Annotated in this window: 15 protein-coding genes; 3 read left to right on the top strand and 12 right to left on the bottom strand. The window is 70.3% G+C overall.

Annotation, left to right across the window (positions count from 1 at the left end; all coding sequences use genetic code 11):
- Entirely contained in the window at positions 1-2301 is a 2301-nt protein-coding gene (gene treY / locus G4X40_RS18110; RefSeq protein ID WP_277834706.1) for a malto-oligosyltrehalose synthase, read from the top strand.
- Positions 2302-2432: 131 nt separating this feature from the next.
- Positions 2433-3251, top strand: a complete 819-nt coding sequence (locus G4X40_RS18105; RefSeq protein WP_277834533.1) for a mycofactocin-coupled SDR family oxidoreductase — start codon at positions 2433-2435, stop codon at positions 3249-3251.
- Between the two features lie 27 nt (positions 3252-3278).
- On the opposite strand, the gene G4X40_RS18100 is transcribed toward G4X40_RS18105, so the two are convergent.
- The gene (locus tag G4X40_RS18100; RefSeq protein WP_408642249.1) at positions 3279-4805 is read right to left on the bottom strand and encodes an MFS transporter; all 1527 of its coding nucleotides are present in this window, start codon (positions 4803-4805) and stop codon (positions 3279-3281) included.
- Positions 4806-4959: 154 nt separating this feature from the next.
- On the opposite strand from G4X40_RS18100, the gene G4X40_RS18095 reads away from it, so the two are divergent.
- Positions 4960-5487, top strand: a complete 528-nt coding sequence (locus G4X40_RS18095) for a TetR/AcrR family transcriptional regulator (protein WP_277834531.1) — start codon at positions 4960-4962, stop codon at positions 5485-5487.
- Positions 5488-5548: 61 nt separating this feature from the next.
- On the opposite strand, the gene ilvA is transcribed toward G4X40_RS18095, so the two are convergent.
- The 11 genes from ilvA to G4X40_RS18040 form a co-directional block, all read right to left on the bottom strand.
- Positions 5549-6889 (bottom strand): threonine ammonia-lyase IlvA, encoded by a 1341-nt coding sequence (gene ilvA / locus G4X40_RS18090; protein WP_277834529.1) that lies wholly within the window; start codon positions 6887-6889, stop codon positions 5549-5551.
- Positions 6890-6968: 79 nt separating this feature from the next.
- Positions 6969-8720, bottom strand: coding sequence for a pyruvate dehydrogenase (locus tag G4X40_RS18085; protein WP_277834527.1), 1752 nt, complete (start codon positions 8718-8720; stop codon positions 6969-6971).
- A gap of 49 nt (positions 8721-8769) precedes the next feature.
- The gene (dnaE, locus tag G4X40_RS18080; protein ID WP_277834526.1) at positions 8770-12306 is read right to left on the bottom strand and encodes a DNA polymerase III subunit alpha; all 3537 of its coding nucleotides are present in this window, start codon (positions 12304-12306) and stop codon (positions 8770-8772) included.
- Positions 12307-12472: 166 nt separating this feature from the next.
- Positions 12473-13039: a LemA family protein gene (locus tag G4X40_RS18075; protein WP_277834524.1), complete on the bottom strand. Its 567-nt coding sequence runs from the start codon at positions 13037-13039 to the stop codon at positions 12473-12475.
- Between the two features lie 85 nt (positions 13040-13124).
- Positions 13125-14930, bottom strand: a complete 1806-nt coding sequence (locus G4X40_RS18070) for a DUF2207 domain-containing protein (protein ID WP_277834523.1) — start codon at positions 14928-14930, stop codon at positions 13125-13127.
- Positions 14931-15034: 104 nt separating this feature from the next.
- A complete protein-coding gene (locus G4X40_RS18065) occupies positions 15035-15442 on the bottom strand; it encodes a hypothetical protein (protein ID WP_277834522.1) in 408 nt (135 codons plus the stop codon).
- A gap of 53 nt (positions 15443-15495) precedes the next feature.
- Entirely contained in the window at positions 15496-16005 is a 510-nt protein-coding gene (locus tag G4X40_RS18060) for a GNAT family N-acetyltransferase (RefSeq protein WP_277834521.1), read from the bottom strand.
- Positions 16006-16105: 100 nt separating this feature from the next.
- Positions 16106-16780, bottom strand: coding sequence for a hypothetical protein (locus tag G4X40_RS18055; RefSeq protein WP_277834520.1), 675 nt, complete (start codon positions 16778-16780; stop codon positions 16106-16108).
- Positions 16773-17699 carry an RluA family pseudouridine synthase gene (locus G4X40_RS18050; protein ID WP_277834519.1) on the bottom strand — a complete coding sequence of 309 codons (927 nt, stop codon included), beginning with the start codon at positions 17697-17699 and terminating at the stop codon, positions 16773-16775. The genes G4X40_RS18055 and G4X40_RS18050 overlap by 8 nt, the downstream gene beginning before the upstream one ends.
- Entirely contained in the window at positions 17696-18301 is a 606-nt protein-coding gene (gene lspA, locus G4X40_RS18045; protein ID WP_332844343.1) for a signal peptidase II, read from the bottom strand. The genes G4X40_RS18050 and lspA overlap by 4 nt, the downstream gene beginning before the upstream one ends.
- Positions 18302-18341: 40 nt before the next feature.
- A complete protein-coding gene (locus G4X40_RS18040; protein ID WP_277834516.1) occupies positions 18342-19052 on the bottom strand; it encodes a DUF998 domain-containing protein in 711 nt (236 codons plus the stop codon).
- Positions 19053-19103 lie beyond the last annotated feature (51 nt).

The raw sequence follows: 19103 nt of genomic DNA, 5'->3' as shown, positions 1-19103 counted from the left end.
GTGCGCGCGCTGACCGCCACCTACCGGCTGCAGTTGCGCGCGCACGGGATGACGCTCGACGCCGCCGCCGATCTGGTCGACTACCTCGACACGCTCGGCGTCTCGCACCTGTACGTCTCCCCCGTGCTGACCGCGGTGGCCGGCTCTGCCCACGGCTACGACGTCACCGATCCGACCGCCGTGGATCCGGCGCTCGGCGGACGAGAAGCTTTGGTGCGGCTGTCCAATCGGCTTCGGGAACGGTCGATGGGCCTGATCGTCGACATCGTGCCGAACCACCTCGGTGTCGCGCGGCCGCGGCAGAACCGGTGGTGGTGGGACGTGCTGCGCCACGGCCGCGACTCGCCGTACGCGCACTGGTTCGACCTGGACTGGGCTGCCGGGGACGGCCGGTTGCTGCTCCCCGCGCTCGACGGGGACAGGTCCGACCTGCGAATCGACCGCACCGGCCCCGAACCGCTGCTGGCGGTGGGCACCCTGCGGTTCCCGACCATCCCCGGCACCGACACGGGCACCGCCGAGCAGGTCCACCGGCGGCAGCCGTACCGGCTCGTCGACTGGCGCGAACACCGTTGCGGCTACCGGAGATTCCTCGACGTCAACGAGTTGGCCGCGCTGCGGCAGGAGGATCCGGCCGTCTTCGACGCCACCCACGCGCAGCTCGCGACCTGGGTGCGCGACGATCTGATCGACGGCGTGCGGGTCGATCACGTCGACGGGCTTAGCGACCCCGCCGGCTACCTGACGCGGCTGCGTGCGCTGCTGGGCAGGGACCGCAGGCTGTTCGTGGAGAAGATCCTCGCGCCCGGCGAAACCCTCGACCCGTCGTGGCCGGTGGACGGCACCACCGGATACGACGCCCTGCGCACCGTCGGCGGCGTGTTCGTCGACCCGGCCGGCGAGCCGGGGCTGACCGCTCTGTCGCACGACCTCCCCGGCACCGGCGGCCCCTACGCTGACGCACATGCACGCTGGTACCGCGACCTGTGCGTGGATCGCGCGCGAAAGGTGCTGGGCACGAGCCTGTCCCCCGACGTGAACCGGCTGTTGCGCCGATGCGGACGGGCGGACGAGCGCGCCGGCTCCGCGCTGATCGAGGTTGTCGGCGCGTCCACCGTGACCGATTCCCTCGCCGACGCCGTCGACCGGGTCGGCCGCGACCACCCCGAACTGGACGGTCCGCTGACCGAACTCGCGGCGGCGCTCGTCACCGACGGGTCCGCCGCGACCGAGGTGCGCCGGCTGTGTGTCGGCGCCGGCGCGAAGGGCGTCGAGGACGGCGCCTTCTACGTCACGACCCGGCTGGCATCACTGGCCGAGCTCGGCGGCGCCCCGGACCGCTTCGGCGTCACCGCCGCCGAGTTCCACCTGGACCAGGCCGGGCGCGCCCGCCGGCATCCGCTGACGATGACCACACTGTCCACCCACGACACCAAGCGGGGCGAGGACGTGCGCGCCCGCATCGGCGTGCTCTCGCAGTTCCCGCAGCTGTGGTCACGGTGCGTCACCGAGTGGGAACAGCTCGCGCCCAGCCCCGAGCACGGAATCGGCACGCTGCTGTGGCAGACCATGTTCGGGACCTGGCCCACCGACGGTGAGATCACCGGCGAGTACCGGTCGCGACTGCACGCCTTTGCCCGAAAAGCGGGGCGCGAGACGGCGACCCATTCCTCGTGGGAGCGCGTCGATGTCGCCTTCGAGACACTGGTCGAGCACTGGCTCGACGCGGTGCTGGGCGGTCCGGTCGCCGGGTCGATGACGGTGCTGGTCCGCGACCTCGAACCGCACACCCGCGCGGACTCGGTGGGCCAGAAGCTGCTCCAGCTGTGCGGGCCCGGAGTGCCGGATGTCTACCAGGGCACCGAGCTGTGGGAGGACTCACTGGTCGACCCCGACAACCGCCGCGCCGTCGACTTCGACCGTCGGCGCGAACTCGTGCGTGAACTGCGGGTGATCGGTCCGGGTCATCCGGCGGTGAAGCTGTGGGTGACACGCACCGCGCTGCGCCTGCGCCGCGAACGCCCGGACAGCTTCGTCCGCGGCACCTACCGCCCGCTTGTCGCGACCGGCCCGCACGCCACCGAGTTGATCGGCTTCGCGCGCGGCGCGCCGGGCCTGTCCCCCGACGTCATCGCGCTGGCCACCCGGCACACGCTGCGGCGCGGCGACCGGCCGTGGGGCGCGACGGCGGTGGCGCTGCCGCCCGGGACGTGGACCGATCGGCTCACCGACGTGCCGTACACCGGCCGTCTGCTGGCCCGCGAGCTGACACTGCCGGTGGCGCTGTTGGTCCGGGAGTGAGCGCCAGGCGAAGGTCCCCGAGAGGACGACTTTCCCGCAGATCGGCACATCCCTCTGGTGCTTCCGCGCAAACTCAGTAGCCTGTGCAAGAGAACAGGTTCTATTTTGCACGGTACGAGAGGTCAGCGGCAGTGACAACAGCACAACGTTTCGACGGCAAGGTCGTCTTCATCACCGGTGCGGCGCGTGGCCAGGGCCGCGCCGAGGCGGTCCGGTTCGCGGAGGAGGGCGCCAACATCATCGCGCTCGACGCCTGCGCCGAATTCACCTCCACCTCCTACCCGGGCGCCACCGAGGCCGACCTGGCCGAGACCGTGCGTCTGGTCGAGGCGACCGGACGAAAGATCGTCGCCGCGAAGGCCGATGTACGCGACTTCGACGCGGTCTCGAAGGTGCTCTCGGACGGGATCGCCCAGTTCGGCCGTCTCGACGTGGTGATCGCCAACGCCGGCATCTGCTCCGGGAAGCTGTCCTGGGAGGTCACCCTCGAACAGTGGCGCGAGACCGTCGACGTCAACCTGACCGGTGTGTTCCACACCGCGAAGGCGGCCATCCCCTACCTGATCGAGCAGGGCGAGGGCGGCGCGATGGTGTTCACCAGCTCGGTGTCCGGGCTCAAGGGCACGCCGTTCACCGCGCACTACGCGGCCACCAAGCACGGCATCACCGGTCTGGCAAAGGCCATGGCGAACGAACTCGGCGAGCACAAGATCCGGGTCAACACCGTGCACCCCGCGGGCGTCGAGACCGGGATGAACATGGGCCCGGACATGCAGCCGCTCTTCGAGCGGTTCGCCCACACCCTCGGCCCGATCTACATGAACTCGCTGCCGTACGCGATCGCGCAGCCCGAGGACATCGCCGGCGTCGTCGCGTGGGTGTGCTCGGACGAGGCCCAGTACCTCACCGGCGTCCAGGTTCCCGTCGACTTCGGCAACCTGAACCGCTGATCTCCGCCCGCGGCCGCGCGAGGGACGTCACCGCTCCTCGCGCGGCCGCAGCATGATCGCCGACAGCACCGCGACCGCCGCCAGGATGACGCCGGTCAGCAGCGCCGCCACGTGCATGCCGCCGACGAAGGCATGGTTCGCGGAGGCGACCAGCGCGTCCCCGGTCTGCTCGGCGACCATCATCGCGCCGCCGAGGGTGTCCCTCGCCGCGTCGGCCTGGCCCGCGGTCAGCCCGGCGACGTCGAGCCCGCCGCGGAACATCGCCATCACGATGCTGCCGAGCACCGCGACACCGAGCGCGATGCCCAGTTCGCTCGCCGTCTCCGAGACCGCCGACGCCGCGCCGGCCCGCTCCGGTTCGACCGCGCTGACCACCAGGTCAGAGGTGAGCGTCAAGGCGAGCCCCACACCGAGACCGATCAGCAGCGAGCCGACCAGGAACCACGACAGTCCCCCGTCCGCCCGCAGGCCGACCAGCACCAGCGCGCCCGCCGCGGCGACCCCGAGTGACACGCTGAGCACTACGCGGGCGCCCCAGCGGCCCACCAGCGGCGCCACCAGCAGCGCGGACACCACCGACGCCAGCATCTCCGGCAGCATCAGCAGCCCTGCCTCGAGCGGCCGGTAGCCGAGCACCAGCTGCAGGTACTGCGACCCGAAGAACATCACCCCGGCGAGCGCGAACACCGACAGCAGGTTGGTCAGCACCGCGGTCGAGAACGCGGGCCGACGGAACAGCGTCACGTCCAGCAGCGGCGCGGCGAGCCGCCGTTGCCTCCGCACGAACGCCCACCCCGCGACCAGCCCGACCAGCGCGAACGCGGCACGGCTCCATGAGAAGCCGTGCATCGCAATCTCCTTGATCGCGTAGACGATCGGGACCATCGCGACCATTGACAGCCCGGCGCTGATCAGGTCGAACCGGCCGGGGTTCGGGTCGCGCGACTCCGGGATCACCCACGGCGCCAGCGTCACCAGTACCACCATCACCGGCAGGTTGATCAGGAACACCGAGCCCCACCAGAAGTGCTCGAGCAACCAACCGCCGACCAGCGGGCCGGCCGCGGCGCCGCCGCCCCACATCGCACCCCACACGCCGATGGCCATGGTGCGCTGGTGCCGGTCGCGGAACATCGACCGGATCAACCCGAGCGTCGAGGGCATCAGCGTCGCGCCGGCGACGCCCTGCAACGCCCGCGCCGCGATCAGCATCGTCGGATCGGTTGCGGACGCGGCCAGCACCGAGGCCAGTCCGAAGCCGGTGGAGCCGATCATCAGCAGGCGGCGGCGGCCGATCCGGTCGCCGAGCGTGCCCATGGTCACCAGCAGCGCCGCCAGCACGAACGAGTAGATGTCGATCACCCACAGCAGCTGGGTGCTCGTCGGGGCGAGGTCCTCGCTCATGAACGGGATCGCCACGTCGAGGACCGTGCCGTCGACAGCGACCAGCAACACGGCGAGCGACAGCACCGCCAAACCGGCCCAGTCTCGCACGGTCGCCCGAACGGGTGGGTCCTGATACAGCACATCGGACGCAGCCGTCTGCGGTGCCACGGCCTGCCGCGTCACGGACTTCTGCGCAACGGCCTTCTGCGCGGCCGATTCGGAGGACACGATTCGCTCCCGTTCACTGTCAATCCATACCGTCCAGCCGGTACAGTCACGCGCCCGAGTCTAGCAAAACCGTCCAGCCGGTACAGTGAATTTCATGGCCGCACAATCCACCCGTGATCGCATCCTGGACGCTCTCGAGGGCCTGCTGCTGGAGTCGTCCCCCGCCCAGGTCACGCTCGAGGCGGTCGCCGCCGCGGCGGGCGTGTCGAAGGGCGGCCTGCTCTATCACTTCCCCAGCAAGGAGGCGCTGCTCGCCGGCATGGTGCGACGCCTCGGCGAGCGCGCCGACAAGCAGTTGGCCGACGCGGTGGCCGGCGGCCGGTCGATCTCCGAGTTCTATCTGGAATCGTTCGGACCCGAGGACATCGCCGAGATGCCGCTGTACCGCTCGGCGTTGGCCGCGCTGCGTAGTGTCGACGGCCGGCACGACGAGGTCCAGCAGGCGGTCACCGAGGTGATGCGGTCGTGGGATTCCGGCCTGCAGGCCGAGATCGACGATCCGGTGCAGGCCGAGATCGTGCGACTCGTCGGCGACGGCATCTTCCTGGCCGGCCTGCTCGGGCTGCCGCAGCCTGACCCCGACCTGCACCGCCAGGTCGTCGCGCGACTGCTCGGGCGCTGACCGGCCCGTGCGTTGGTTGTGGGCCCCCACCTCTCAACTCACGCACGGGTCACTCGAAAGCCTACGTCAGATAGCGGTACGCCGGCGAGCCCGGCACCAGCCGCTCGACCTGCATCGGCGACCGGTCCATCCGGGTGAGCAGATCCGAGAGACCTTCGGCCGCACCGAGTTCGACGCCGACCAGCGCCGCACCGGTTTCGCGGTTGTTGCGCTTGACGTACTCGAACAGCGTGATGTCGTCGTCGGGCCCCAGCACCTCGTCGAGAAACCGGCGCAGCGCCCCGGGCTCCTGCGGGAAGTCGACAAGGAAATAGTGCTTGAGCCCCAGGTGCACCAGCGACCGCTCGAGGATCTCCCCGTAGCGGGAGACGTCGTTGTTGCCCCCGGAGATCATGCACACGACCGTTGCGCCGGACGGGATCTCGATGTTGCTCAGCGCGGTGACGGCCAGCGCCCCGGCGGGCTCGGCGATGATCCCCTCGTTCTGGTACAGCCCGAGCATCTCGGTGCACACCGCGCCCTCGTCGACCTGGGTCATGCCGATGCCGTTGGAAGCGCCGGGCAGCGCCGAGGTGACCAGCGGCAGCGACGAGTGCGAGATCGCGCCGGCACCGGCGGCCCGCATCACGGCGTACGGCAGGTCACCGATCCGGCGCACCGCCGCACCGTCGACGAACGGGTCCAGGTCTGTGAGCGTGACCGGACCGCCGGCGGCCAGCGCGGCCGTCATCGACGCCGCGCCGGCGGGTTCGACCCCGACGATCGTCGCCGCGGGCGCGTGCTCACGCAGATAGGTGGTGACCCCGGCGATCAGCCCGCCGCCGCCGACGGGCACCACGACGATGTCGGGAGCCGTGCCGAGCTGCTCGAGGATCTCGGCGGCGACGGTGCCCTGCCCGGCGGCCGTGCGCGCGTCGTCGAACGGCGGTACCCGGGTCCCGCCCGTACGCTGCGCGTCCTCGGCGGCCGCGGCGGAGGCGGCGTCGAACGTCTCCCCCACCATCACCAATTCGACGCGGTCCCCGCCGTGCACCATGATGCGGTCGCGCTTCTGCTTCGGCGTGTTGACCGGGACGTAGATCCGCCCGTCGATGCCGAGCGTCCGGCACGCGTACGCGACACCCTGTGCGTGGTTGCCCGCGCTGGCGGTGACCACCCCGGCCCGCCGCTCGGCGTCGCCGAGCTGCGCCATCAGGTTGAACGCGCCGCGCAGCTTGTAGGAGCGCACGACCTGCAGGTCTTCGCGCTTGAGGAACACGTTCGCGCCCGTCGCGGCCGACAGCCGCTCGCAATGCTGCAGCGGGGTGCGGGTGATGATCCCGGAAATTCGCTCCGCCGCGGCATCGATGTCGGCCGCGGTCAGCGGGGCCGTCGTTGGCGTGGAATCATCCGAAGCTTTCACAGCATTCCATCCTGTCACCCCAGGTGAGCGGGTTGCCAGCCGGGTCCGCCGGGGCCCTGCGGTGGGTGTGCCGACGATCTCAGGGCCGGGGGACGTTGCGCAGGTTGGTCTTCGCCATCTTCATGGCCTCGCCGACCCCGCCGTTCATCACCATCTTCGACACCGCCAGCGCGAACCCGCGGACCTGCCCGCCGGTGATCGTCGGGGGGATCGACAGCGCGGCGGGGTCGGTGACGAGGTCGATCAGCGCCGGGCCGTCGTGGTCGAAGCCCGCGCGCAGTGCCGACTCGACGTCCTCGGGCCGCTCGACCCGGCGCGAGTAGACGCCCAGGGCCGCGGCGACCGCCGCATAGTCGACCGGCGGCACGTCGACCCCGAAATCCGGCAGTCCGTCGACGAGCATCTCCAACTTGACCATGCCGAGCGTCGAGTTGTTGAACACGACGATCTTCACCGGCAGCTTGTACATCGCCACCGTCACCAGCTCGCCCAGCAGCATCGACAGCCCGCCGTCCCCGGAGACCGACACCACCTGCCTTCCCGGACAGGCGAACTGGGCCCCGATCGCGTGCGGCAACGCGTTCGCCATGGATCCGTGCACCGCCGACGCCAACATTCGGCGGGCGCCGTTCGGGTTGAGGTAGCGCGCGCTCCACACGTTGCACATGCCGGTGTCCGCGGTGAAGATCGCGTCCTGCGCCGCGACGTCGTCGAGGATCGAGGCCGCGTACTCCGGATGGATCGGCGTGCGCTGCCCGACCGGATCTGTGTAGGCGCCGACGACCTTGTTCATCAGGTCGTCGTGTTTGGCGAGCATGCCGTCGAGGAAGCGGCGGTCGGTCTTGGCGCGCACCAGCGGCAGCACGCGGTCGAGCACGGCACCGACGTCCCCGTGCACCGGCACGTCGACCTGCGTGCGCCGACCGATGCGCTCGGCCGCGATGTCGATCTGCGCGGTGCGCACGCCGTCCGGCAGGAACTGCTCGTAGGGGAAGTCGGTGCCGACCAGCACCAGCAGGTCGGCGCCGTGCATGCCCGCGTGCGCCGCGCCGTACCCCAGCAGCCCGGTCATGCCGACGTCGTACGGGTTGTCGTGCTGGATCCATTCCTTGCCGCGCAGCGTGTGACCGATCGGCGCGCCGATCTTCTCGGCCAGCGCCAGCAACTGCTCGCGGCCGCCGCGCGCACCGGCGCCGGCGAACAACGCGACCTTCTCGGCGTCGTCGATCGCCTCGGCGAGGGCCCGCACGTCCGCCTCGGCGGGCACCAGCGTCGCCGGATGTGCGGTGACCAGTCGCGGCGCGCTGCCCTGGGCGGGCTCGGCCGCGATGTCACCGGGCAGGGTCACGACCGCGACCCCGCCGCGGGCGAGGGCCTGCGTCATCGCCGCGTGCACCATCCGCGGCGACTGCGCGGGCGTCCCGATCACCTCGCTGTAGACCGAGCATTCGGCGAACAGCCGGTCCGGGTGGGTCTCCTGGAAGTAGCCGGAGCCGATCTCGACGCTGGGGATCTGCGAGGCGATCGCCAGCACCGGAGCACCCGAGCGTTGCGCGTCGTACAACCCGTTGATCAGGTGCAGGTTGCCCGGGCCGCACGACCCCGCGCAGACCGCGAGGCGGCCGGTGATCTGCGCCTCGGCCGCGGCCGCGAACGCTGCCGCCTCCTCGTGGCGCACGTGCACCCAGTCGATCCCGCCGGCGGCCGACCCGCCGGTGCGGCGCACCGCGTCGACGACCGGGTTGAGGCTGTCGCCGACGATGCCGTAGATCCGGCGCACCCCCGCCGCGACGAGTTGACCGACCAATTGATCTGCGACGCTTCTCGCCATGGCCTCAGCCTAGGGTCGGCGACCGGGTGCCGTCGGGCGAACGCGGGCGCTACCCGCCGAGGCAGCTCGGCCCGAGCAGCGCCTTGAGGTCGCCCATCAGCGCCGACGTCGGGTTGACACGCAACCGGTCGTCCAGCTTGAGCGTGGTGATCCGCTCGCCGCTGATCAGCCGCAGGTGCACGTCGGATGTGCCGGGGTGCCGCGCCAGCACCTGCTTGAGCGCACCCACCTTGTCCGGCGTGCACAGCCTCGTCGGCATGGTCACCGCCACCGGCGCGGCCACACCGATCGACGAGAGATCCGGAACCGCAAGGTCGTTCGCGATCAGCGACACCTTGTCGTCGCGAACCGCGACGCGTGCCTTGACCAGCACCACCGCATCCTCGGCGACGTCGCCGCCGAGCACCGAATACGCCTGCGGGAAGAACAGCACCTCGATGCCGCCGGTGAGGTCCTCGAGTTGCGCGGACGCCCAGGGCATTCCGTTCTTGTTCACCCGGCGGTTGACCGACGCCAGGATGCCGCCGACGGTGACCTGTGCGCCGTCCTTGACGTCGCCCTCGAGGATCGCCGGGATGTGGGTGTCGGACTGCGCCGCGAGCACGTGCTCGACACCGTTGAGCGGATGCCCGGACACGTACAGCCCGAGCATCTCGCGCTCGAGCGCCAACCGGTGCTTGGTCTCCCACTCCTCGTCGGGGACCTTGACCTCGAACACCGAGGACAGGTCGTCGTCGCCACCGCCCCCGCCGAACAGGTCGAACTGGCCCATCGCCTCGGCCTTCTTGGTGCCCATCACCGCGTCGATGGCATCGGAGTGCACCAGCAGCAGGCCCTTGCGGGGATGCCCGAGCGAGTCGAACCCGCCCGCCTTGATCAGCGACTCGATCGGCTTCTTGCCGCATCCGGCCGCGTCGACCTTGTCCAGGTAGTCGGAGAAGCTGGCGTACTTCCCCTTCTCCTTGCGGCCCGCGATGATCGAGGCGACCACGTTGGTACCCACATTGCGGACAGCACCCAGACCGAAGCGGATGTCGTTGCCCACCGAGGCGAAGTACAGGCCTGACTCGTTCACGTCCGGTGGCATCACCGTGATGCCCAGGTGCCGGCAGTCGGCCAGGTAGACCGCGGCCTTGTCCTTGTCGTCACCGACGGAGGTGAGCAGCGCGGCCATGTACTCGGCCGGATAGTTGGCCTTGAAGAAGGCCGTCCAGAACGAGACGAGCCCGTAACCGGCGGCGTGCGATTTGTTGAACGCATAGCCGGCGAACGGCAGGACGGTGTCCCACAGCGCCGTGATCGCCGCCTGCGAGAATCCGTTGTCCTTCATGCCCTCCGCGAAGCCGTCGTACGCCTCGTCGAGGATCTCCTTCTTCTTCTTACCCATCGCGCGTCGCAGCAGGTCGGCCTGACCGAGCGAATACCCGGCGACCTTCTGCGCGATCTGCATGATCTGCTCTTGGTAGACGATCAGACCGAAGGTGTCCTTGAGGATCTCGCGCAGCGGCTCCTCGAGTTCCGGGTGGATCGGCTTGACCTCTTGCCGGCCGTTCTTGCGATCGGCGTAGTCGTTGTGGGCGTTCATGCCCATCGGGCCCGGCCGGTACAGCGCGAGCACGGCCACGATGTCCTCGAACCCGGTCGGCTGCATGCGGCGCAGCAGGTCGCGCATCGCGCTGCCGTCAAGCTGGAACACGCCCAGCGTGTCGCCGCGGGCGAGCAGCTCGTAGGTGGCCGGGTCCTCCAGTGGCAGCGTGTCCAGATCCAGGTCGATGCCGCGGTTGGCCTTGAGGTTGTCGATCGCGTCACCGAGGACGGTCAGGTTGCGCAGACCGAGGAAGTCCATCTTGAGCAGGCCGATGGCCTCACACGACGGATAGTCCCAGCCGGTGATGATGGCGCCGTCCTGGGCGCGCTTCCACACCGGGATCGCGTCGGTGAGCGGCTCGCACGACATGATCACCGCGCAGGCATGCACACCGGCGTTGCGGATCAGGCCTTCGAGGCCCAGCGCGGTGTCGTAGATCTTCTTCGCATCCGGATCGGTCTCGATCAGCGCCCGGACCTCGGCGGCCTCCTTGTACCGCTCGTGCTCGGGATCGGTGATGCCCGACACCGAGATGTCCTTCGCCATGATCGGCGGCGGCAGCGCCTTGGTGATCCGGTCGGCGATGGCGTAACCGGGCTGGCCGAACTGCACCCGCGCGGAATCCTTGATCGCGGCCTTCGTCTTGATGGTGCCGAAGGTGATGACCTGGGCGACCCGGTCGCTGCCCCACTTGTCGGCGGCGTAGCGGACCATCTCGCCGCGGCGACGGTCGTCGAAGTCGATGTCGATGTCGGGCATCGACACACGCTCGGGGTTGAGGAACCGCTCGAACAGCAGGCCGTGCGGGATCGGGTCGATGTTGGTGATGCCCATCGCATAGGCGACCAGCGAACCGGCCGCCGAACCACGACCCGGGCCCACCCGGATACCGACCTCCAGCGCGTGGCTGATCAGGTCGCCGACGACGAGGAAGTAGGCCGGGAAGCCCATCTGGACGATGACGTCGAGTTCGTAGTTCGCGCGGGTGATGTACTCGCCCGGCACCCCGTCCGGGAACCGGCGGCGCAGACCCTTTTCCACCTCGGCACGCAGCCACGAATCCTGGGTGTGCCCCTCGGGGACCGGGAAGATCGGCATCCGGTCGCGGTGCTTCCACACGTCCTCGTACGACTGCACCCGCTCGCCGATGAGCAGCGTGTTGTCGCAGGCTCCGGGCACCGCGTCGTCCCAGATCTCGCGCATCTCGGCGGCAGACTTGAGGTAGTAGCCGTCACCGTCGAACTTGAACCGGGTCGGGTCCGAGAGCGTCTTACCGGTCTGGATGCACAGCAGCGCCTCGTGATTGTGCGAGAAGTCCTTGGTGACGTAGTGGCAGTCATTGGTGGCCAGCGGCGGGATCCCGAGCTTGGCCGAGATGTCGAGCAGCCCGTCGCGCACGCGACGCTCGATGGACAGCCCGTGGTCCATCACCTCGAGGAAGAAGTTGTCGGGGCCGAAGATCTCCTGCCACTTCGCGGCGGCCTCGAGTGCCTCGCGGTCGTGACCGAGCCGCAGCCTGGTCTGCACCTCGCCCGACGGGCAACCGGTGGTCGCGATGATGCCCTCGGCGTACTCGGCGATGAGCTCGGCGTCCATGCGCGCCCACTTGCCCAGCTGCCCCTCGATCGACGCCAGCGAGGAGAGTTTGAACAGGTTGCGCAGACCGGTGGCGTTCTCCGCCACCATCGTCATGTGCGTGTAGGCGCCCGAGCCGGAGACGTCGTCGGACTTCTGGCTCGGGTCGCCCCACTTGACGCGCTTGGTGTCGAACCGCGACCCGGGCGCGATGTAGGCCTCGATGCCGATGATCGGCTTGATGTCGTGCTTCTTGGCCTGGTTGTAGAACTCGCTCGCGCCGTACATGTTGCCGTGGTCGGTCATGCCGACCGCGGTCATCCCGAGCCGCTGGGCCTCTTTGAACATCGGGCCGACCTTCGCCGCACCGTCGAGCATCGAGTACTCGGTGTGGTTGTGCAGATGTACGAAGGAGTCGGTCACGCCCACGAGTGTAGGCGGGGGGTCCGACGGTCCCGGCGACCCCACGCCCGCTCCACCGAGCCGCACCCGCATCCTGCAGGGACCGACCCACCAGCCGTTGCCTCACCGGTGAGATACCGATGAGCGAGCGGTGAGACGGCGGGTGGAGAAGCCGCCGGGAACGGCGTCAGAACTGCACCTGCGGCGGCGCCTGCTGCCCCTCCGGCGCCTGGTAGAAGTCACGCTTGTGCACCCCGGCCGGCCCGGCGAAGAACATCCACGGGATGGTGACGACCTTCTGGTTCAGCGTGGACACCGCGTCGTTGTAGTACTGCCGCGCGAAGGCCAGCTGGTTCTCTGTGTCGGTGAGCTGCTGCTGCAGTTGCAGGAAGTTCGTCGACGCCTTCAGGTCCGGGTAGTTCTCCGCGACGGCCAGCACGTTCACGATCGCCTTGTCGAGCGCCTGCTGCGCCTGGGCCTTGTCCTCGACGCTGCCGGACTTCGCCGCCGAGGTCGCGTTCGCGCGGGCGGCGGTGACGGCCTCGAACACCGACTTCTCGTGGGCCGCATAACCCTTGACGGTGTTGACGAGGTTCGGCACGAGGTCGGCGCGGCGGGTCAGCTGGACGTCGATGCCCCCGAGCGCCTCTTGCGCCTTGACGTCGAGTTTGCGCAGCGAGTTGAAGCCGCTGATGCCGAACGCGACGAGCGCGATCACCACCACGACGATCACAATGATCACGATCGCGGTCATGTCTGCAACCTGCTTTCTGTCGGAGTTGCGTGTCTTTTCCTCGGCGTCGCGTGTGGTTCCGCCGATCCCGTCGATCGAGCGCCCGTCACCAGGAACCACCACCCCCGCCGCCGCCACCGCCCCAGCCGCCTCCGCCACTCCAGCTCGACCCTCCCGAGCCGGACGAGGAGGAGCGTTGCGCGGCCTGGTAGGCGCCGATCGACGAGGACAACGCGGAGTCGAACGCGTCGAATCCGCCGCCCGAGTACAGCCCGGCCGCGCCGCCGTAGTACGCGGCGGGGAACCAGAGGGGCACGGGGGCCTCCTGCCCGGTCGCGGTGCGGTACTTGGCCGCCCACTTGTCGGCGACCCCGAACGCCACGGCATAGGGCACGTAGGCGATGAACAGGTCCTTGCGTGCGGCGTAGTCGAACCGGTCCTCGCTCGACGGCGTCGACAGCAGCCGCTCGAATCCGCCGGCCCGCGACCACACCTGCCGACCGGCGGCGGTCCGCCGGGTGCCGACGCCGGTGGCCAGCAGCCCGACACCACCGATCACGAAGGCGGCGAACGGCAGTCCCCACATGGTCACGCCCAGCAGTCCGACGAAACCGACGACGGCCAGCACTGCTGCGCCGACGACCAGTGCCCGGCCCACCCATTCCTCGGTGGACGAGACGACCAGCCCCTCGGTGCGCGACCAGGATCGCGCGGTGGACTCGACATACTGCTTGGCCTTGAGAAGCGTCTGCCCGGCGGCCTTGCCGCCATCGGCTGCGAACGCGCTGCCGGCGGTGGTCACCCCGAGGGTCTCCCCGACACGGCGGGTGACCGGGTCCGCCGTGGCCCACCGGTCAGTCGTGGCCTTGCCGGTGATCGTCCAGCTCTTCGCGTCGGTCGCGGTGAGGTCGACCAGCCCCCGCTCGGCCATGTGCAGCAGCGTCGCCACCAGCGCGTGGCCACCGACCGACTCCTTGACGATGTACACCGTCTGCGCGGGACCGAGCCCCTCGGGCGGGGTGTACATCACCGGCAACCCGGGTGGAGCCTCCCGGGAGCGGCGCTCCCACAGGTAGCCGGCTGTCAGCGTGATCGCCGAAAGCACCGCGACCAGCACGACCACCGGCACCGACCGTCCCAGGACCTTGTCGAACCGCACCGTCCAGGGCACGGTCTCGTGCGGCGGCAGCGGGACGTGTAGATCCGCGCGCAGAGTGACCGGGTTGCGCGGCGGCAGGTCGGTGGCGGTGACCGTGACGTGGTCGGTCCCGGCGCCCTCGATCGCGCACGGATGCTCACCGGATGCGCTTGCCGCGCACTGCACCAGCCCGGTGGCGCCGGGCAGGTCGACGGCCACGTGGGCGCTGCGGATCGGCATCTCCCAGAAGCCGACCACGTTCCAGAAGAACGACGCGGTCGGCGGCGTCGCGTTCTGGCCCGCGCGGGCGCTGAAGTCGCCCTGCGCCCCCGACGGCCTCGCCAGCACGTTGTCGATGGTGTAGCTGATCACGTAGGTGTGCACGCCGGCCGGGACAGTGCGGTCCGGGTCGCCGATCCGCGCCACACGCAGGCTGCGCCCCTGCTTCCACGAGTAGCTGACCGGAACGGACGCACCGTCCATGGTGATGCCGGTGACGGTCGGCAGGATGCGCGCGTGCGGGTCGGTCGGGTCGGCGGCCGGGAAGTAGCGGAAGATGCCGTGCCGACCGGCGGGCAGGTCGACCACCAGCGTCTCGGTCGCCTCGAGGTGACCGTCGGGGGCCACCTGATACGTGGCGTCGTAGTCGGTGACGACGGAGGGATCGGTGGACGGCTGCACCGAGCCGGCACCGAAGGTGCCCTCGGCGAGCGGCCACAGCAGCCCGATGCCGGTCAGCACGACGAGCACGATCGACGCGATCAGCCTCTTCACCCAGCACCCCCTCCCCGCCTGTCGGCCGAATGACAGTTCACCCTAGGCGATCGGTACGACAACGTGTGATCGGGCCGACAACGCCGCATCGGTTGCGGTGCAGGCTACGTCGCGTGACCGGAATCGGAAGGGTCGCGGCGCGCATCGTCCACGAGGTCGACGGTCGCCTTCAGCCCCAGTCCCGGGTGCGCCTCGCGCAGCATCTTGACCGCGGCGACGCGGCCACCCGTGGACTCGACCACGGCCAGAACGTCATCGGGCAGCACGATCGCGGGGGTCGGTGCCGAGGAACCGGCGGCGGTCCCGCGCTTGCGCAGGCCCACCACGCATTCCCGCCCGAGGACCACCATCACGACCACCCACATGACGAGATACAGCGTGTTCCACATGCCGGGGTCGTCGACGGCGCCGACAACGGCCTGCGGCCCGACCGTCACCGCCATGCCGAGGAACATCGCACCGGCCAACCACGGCTCGCACCGCCTGACCCGGGACCCCCACGTCGTCGCCATCGCGCCAGTGTCGCACGGTGCGCCGACCACGATCGGAACTCTGGACCGCGCGTTCACACCCCGAACGCGGGCGGGTACTCGATCACCCCGGTCGGCACCGGACGGGTGGGGTCCAGGCTCAGCACCCGCATGGCCTCGTCCGGAACGTCGAATCCCGGGGCTATGCCCCATTCGGAGGCCCGCACGAAGCCGAACCGCGGGTAGTAGTCGGGATGACCGAGCACGGTGACGAGGTTCTCGCCCAGTTCCCGCGCCGCCTCGAGACCGGCCCGGATGGCGGCGGCGCCCGCACCCGTGCGTTGATGCTCCGGGAGCACCGCGCACGGGCCGAGCACCAGTGCGGGCCGGCCGCCGACCCGGCACCTGCTCAGCAGCGCGTGCGCGACGACCTTCCCGTCGTCGTCGGTGGCGACCGTCGACAACCCGGCGATCCACGCGTCGGGGTCGGCGCGCAGCGCGTCGACCAGTTCGGCCTCGGCCGTCGTCGGGAAGGCCGCGGCGTTGACCCGGTGGATCTGCTCGCGGTCGGATGCGGTCTCGGGGCGGGTGTGCCACGGCGCCACGGAATGTCCTCTCGGTCGGCTGGTTCGCGACCACCCTAGGAGCGGCCCCGGCGATCCGTCGACCGAATTGTCCGCGGGCCCGGGGAGCCGCGCCGGCTGCTCAGGGCACGGGGCCGTCGTCGGGCAGCGGCACCACGTAGTCGGTCTGGGCGGGGAGCAACGGCACCAACGAGAAGTGCCCGTACACCGCGTCCGCGGGCAGGGCCTCGACCGCACGGACACCCGGCACCGCCTGGATCCGGGCGAGCACCGGGACCGGGGCCCGCACGAGCAGGCCGATGATGCACGCACAATCCGACTGCAGTTGTGCGGCGGAATAGTCGTCCACCCGCTGCGCGCGATCGGAATCGGCGAGCGCGGCGCGCACCTGGTCCGCCGCCACCCCCCCTGCGGTGTCCAACTGCCCGACCGGATCGCCCGCGGCGGTCTGCACCGCGACCACCGGGGTCTGCACCCGCGGCAGCTGAACTTGGAAGAGCGCCTTCGAGATCCGCGCACCCGACGCCGCGGCGGCCGCCTGCGCCGAGCCCTGTCCGGTGTCGAACGACACCAGCGCCCAGTGCGGATCGGCGTTGTCCGTCACCAGCGACTGGCGGGCCCGCGCCTGGTAGTGGGCCACCGACTCCCCGGAGTCCGGGCCGAGCCGGTCGGTGTTGACGGCGAGATGCCGAACCGGATTCGCCAGGCCCATCCCGACGACGACCGCTGCCGCGCCGACGACCGCGATGACGATCGGCAGCCACCGCCAGATGGCCGCCCGGGTGCGATCACGCACTGCGCAGGACGTCCAGTGCGTGTTGCAGATCCGCCGGATACTCGCTGGTGATCTGCACCCACCGGCCGTCCGCGGGGTGCGCGAATCCGAGCGACCGCGCGTGCAGCCACTGCCGCTCAAGACCGAGACGCGCGGCGAGCGTGGGATCCGCGCCGTAGGTCAGGTCGCCGGCGCACGGGTGCCGCAGCGCCGAGAAGTGCACGCGGATCTGGTGTGTGCGACCGGTTTCCAGGTGGACGTCGAGCAGGCTCGCCGCCGGGAACGCCTCGACGGTGTCGTAGTGCGTGACGCTGTGCTTGCCGTCGGCCATCACCGCGAACTTCCAGTCGCTGCTGCGATGCCGACCGATCGGGGCGTCGATGGTGCCGCTCGACGGATCCGGATGCCCCTGGACCACCGCGTGATAGCGCTTGTCGATGGTGCGCTGCTTGAACGCGCGCTTGAGCACCGTGTAGGCACGTTCAGACGTCGCCACGACCATCACCCCGGAGGTGCCGACGTCGAGGCGGTGCACGATGCCCTGCCGCTCGTGGGCGCCCGAGGTGGAGATCCGGTACCCGGCGGCCGCGAGCCCGCCGATCACGGTCGGCCCGGTCCAGCCGACGCTCGCATGCGCCGCCACGCCGACCGGCTTGTCCACGGCGACCACGTCGTCGTCGGCGTAGAGGATGTCCATGCCCTCGACGGGTTCCGCGACGATGGTCAACTCGCGCTCGGGTTCGGGCAGCTGCACCTCGAGCCAGGAACCGCCGTGCAGCCGATCGGACTTGCCGACAGCGGCGCCGTCGACGTGCACCGACCCGTTCTCGGCGAGGGTCGCCGCGACCGTGCGGGACAGTCCGAGCAGTCGCGCGAGGCCGGCGTCGACCCGCATGCCGTCCAGGCCCTCCGGAACCGGCATCGATCGGGTGTCGCTCATTCGTCCTCTCCTCGCCGGGTCCCGGCGTCCGTCTCCGCGCCGGGCGATCCCGCGCTGTCCGTGCCCGAGCCGTCCGGTCCCGGGCCGTCCGGTCCCGGGCCGCCCGTCCCGGCGGTCACGCTCGCGTCGTCGTGGCCGCGGTGCGTGCCGTTCGGCTCGACACCGAAGATCGACAACGCCGCCAGCAGCACCGCGCCGCACACGATCGCCGAGTCCGCCAGGTTGAACACCGGCCACCAGCCGACCGAGATGAAGTCGACGACGTGACCGCGCATCGGACCCGGGGCGCGGAAGATCCGGTCGACCAGATTGCCCAGGGCGCCGCCGAGCACCAGCCCGAGACCCAGTGCCCACCAGGACGACTGCAGCTTGCGGCCGAATTTGATGATCGCCGCAACGACCGCGATGGCGACGACGGTGAGGATCCAGGTCTGACCGGTCGCCATCGAGAACGCGGCGCCGGAGTTGCGGATCAACACGAACTGGACTGTGTCGCCGATCACATGGATCGGATCGTCGGGATTCAGCTTCGCGACGACCAGCGACTTCGTCAGCAGGTCGAGCCCCAGGGCCACGGCCGCCACGACCACCAGCAGCAGCATCAGCCTGCGGGCACGGGCGTCACGTTCACTCACGCGCCCATCATCCCCCATCCGCGAACGGCCCCCGGCACAGGGCGAACGCCAGGGTCGCCAGCCAGGCCGACATCGCGGCCACCTGCAACCGCTGCACGACCCCGAGCGCGAAGTGGTCGCCGAAGTGTTGTTCGAGGTTGTCGCCGACCGCGAGCGCCAGAGTCGCGAGCACCAGCAGCGCCAGGAACGCGACCCCGACGGTCCGCAGCACCGGGAAGAGCCGGCTGCGGAAGACCAGGACGGTGAACACGATGATCGCCGCGAACATCGCCGTGACGGCCGCCGTGCTCGTCAGCGCGTGCACGTGCCGCAGTTGCGGGAACAGTCCGCGGCTGGCCTCGGACTCGGCGGTACCGGACATCGGGTTCGAGGCGTCCGCGATGGTCGCCGCGCCGAAGAGACCCAGCAGCACCCAGCCGGCGACATACCAGCGGTTCGGACGGGACCACACCAGCGCGAGGACCGCCGCGATCAGCAGCAGTGCGGCGGAGACGAGGTCGCCGCCGACGAACAGCGCCCGGTACGGATGGCCGGGCTCCTCCAGTTGGCTCAGAAAGGAGTTCACGTGGTCGAGGCCGGTGTGGACGACGAACTCGAGCAACCAGTTCGAATACGCGAGACCACCCGCGAACACGAGCACCGCGAGTGTCCAGGACCGGCCGCGGCCGAGCCCCGGACCTTCGGGGCTCGTCGGGCCCCCACCCGTGTCGCGTTTCATATCCTTCTCAGCCTACGGCCCGGTGCCGACACCGGTGGCGCCGGTGGCGAT

Origin of the sequence: Speluncibacter jeojiensis (assembly GCF_029589495.1) — a bacterium.
In the GTDB taxonomy this organism is placed as follows: Bacteria; Actinomycetota; Actinomycetes; order Mycobacteriales; family Mycobacteriaceae; genus Speluncibacter; species Speluncibacter jeojiensis.
This window is presented reverse-complemented; position numbering and strand designations above follow the sequence as displayed.

Bases quoted from the DNA above. Each gene is read 5' to 3' on its own strand.
- G4X40_RS18040 (WP_277834516.1), bottom strand. From the start codon at position 19,052: ATGAAACGCGACACGGGTGGGGGCCCGACGAGCCCCGAAGGTCCGGGG.
- G4X40_RS18065 (WP_277834522.1), bottom strand. From the start codon at position 15,442: ATGGCGACGACGTGGGGGTCCCGGGTCAGGCGGTGCGAGCCGTGGTTG.
- G4X40_RS18085 (WP_277834527.1), bottom strand. From the start codon at position 8,720: ATGGCGAGAAGCGTCGCAGATCAATTGGTCGGTCAACTCGTCGCGGCG.
- G4X40_RS18095 (WP_277834531.1), top strand. From the start codon at position 4,960: ATGGCCGCACAATCCACCCGTGATCGCATCCTGGACGCTCTCGAGGGC.
- G4X40_RS18075 (WP_277834524.1), bottom strand. From the start codon at position 13,039: ATGACCGCGATCGTGATCATTGTGATCGTCGTGGTGGTGATCGCGCTC.
- lspA (WP_332844343.1), bottom strand. From the start codon at position 18,301: ATGCTGCTGCTGGTGGTCGTGGCGGCCGTGGCCCTGGGGCTCGACCTG.
- G4X40_RS18050 (WP_277834519.1), bottom strand. From the start codon at position 17,699: ATGAGCGACACCCGATCGATGCCGGTTCCGGAGGGCCTGGACGGCATG.